Source organism: Levilactobacillus sp. LN180102, assembly GCF_050106635.1.
Lineage (GTDB): Bacteria > Bacillota > Bacilli > Lactobacillales > Lactobacillaceae > Levilactobacillus > Levilactobacillus brevis.
In genome coordinates this window covers 1-1,386 of record NZ_JBNIIX010000045.1, presented here as the reverse complement: position 1 = coordinate 1,386, position 1,386 = coordinate 1, and the positions used below count along the sequence as shown (strand labels likewise).

1 protein-coding gene is annotated in these 1,386 nt (G+C 35.4%); it reads right to left on the bottom strand.

Annotation, left to right across the window (positions count from 1 at the left end; genetic code table 11):
* Window positions 1-139: 139 nt before the first annotated feature.
* Window positions 140-1,165, bottom strand: coding sequence for a Dam family site-specific DNA-(adenine-N6)-methyltransferase (locus ACP4IT_RS12540; RefSeq protein WP_011666858.1), 1,026 nt, complete (start codon window positions 1,163-1,165; stop codon window positions 140-142).
* Window positions 1,166-1,386: the final 221 nt, after the last annotated feature.

Below are 1,386 nucleotides of genomic sequence, written 5' to 3'. Positions count from 1 at the left end.
CTTGAATATCCAGAAACTGGTTACACTGGTAGCCAACTCCAAGAGCAAAAGAATAGGACGAGAAAACAAAGATCGGTTTCTCGTCCTATTCCATTATAAAGAGACTAGTTATGTCACAGCCTCATTACTGAAAACCCACTTAATAATTAGTAATGAGCACTTCCCCAACTTTTCCGCGTTTCGATCCAACCGAATTAATTGCTCTCCGTGCTTTCACATGATGAATTACTGCATCATCGATATTTTTGTAAAGTTCCTCAATCAATGGAACATCGGCATTTGATAAAATAACTTTTACTCCTTTTTGAGTTAATTTCACAAAAGTGTCTCGTAATTCTATTTGCTGTTGTAACCCAAATTCATTTTTTGTATATGATGTAAATGACGATGTAGGATTTACTGGAGCATATGGAGGATCAAAATAAACCAAATCCCCTAATCTAGCACTTTGAATGGCATCACGATAGTCGCCACAAAGAATTTTAATATCATTTTTCTGTAAGTACTCAGCTGCTAATAAAATACGTTCATCTTGAATTTTAGGATTTTTGTAACGACCATAGGGCACATTATTCTGTCCCTTTTGATTTACTCGCCATAGACCATTAAAACCTGTCTTATTCATATAAATAAACCGTGCCGCCCGTTCTACGTCAGACATTCTCTCCAACTGACCATTACGATCGGTAGCCCGCAAATGAAGATAATACTCTTTACTATTATTATTTTCATGAATTTTCAACACATCTAATAATTTCTGCGGGTTAAACTGAACGATTTTCCAAGTATTTATCAACTCTGGGTTAAAATCATTAATTACTGCATGTTTAGGTGCTAAGTTTAAAAAAACAGCTCCCCCTCCAACAAAGGGTTCGTAGTAACGACCAAATTCAACTGGTATTAATGCGTTAATATCATGGAGCAACTGTCGTTTTCCACCTACCCATTTGATAAAGGGCGATAGTGGATCGGAAACATCCAATAATGTAATCAATTGTTCTATCCCCATTCCCATTGCCTCAGATGTAGCCTCTAGAATTGCCACAGACCAATGTTTCAGCGGCCGCTTATACGCTGATTGTAACGTTGTGTATGGAATACCTGTCTGTTCTGAGATATTCTTAACAGAAATATTATGCTCAATAAAAAGATCTTGAATTCTCATATTTATCACCTCGTTACATAATACGATATATCGTATTATATAACGAAACTTCTCATTTTATAAAGCTACTTCCGTAAAAAAACAAAATATCTTTTTATAAGGCAGATTGTAAAATTTAAATTGAACATTTAAGTGGACAGAAAAACCCATCAAGGTCTTTAATGGTGTTACCACACAATCCATTAGAAAGAAGGACCTTGATGAGCACCACTATTTTATCA

Coding starts and splice junctions, on each gene's coding strand:
- ACP4IT_RS12540 (WP_011666858.1), bottom strand. CDS start 1,165: ATGAGAATTCAAGATCTTTTTATTGAGCATAATATTTCTGTTAAGAAT.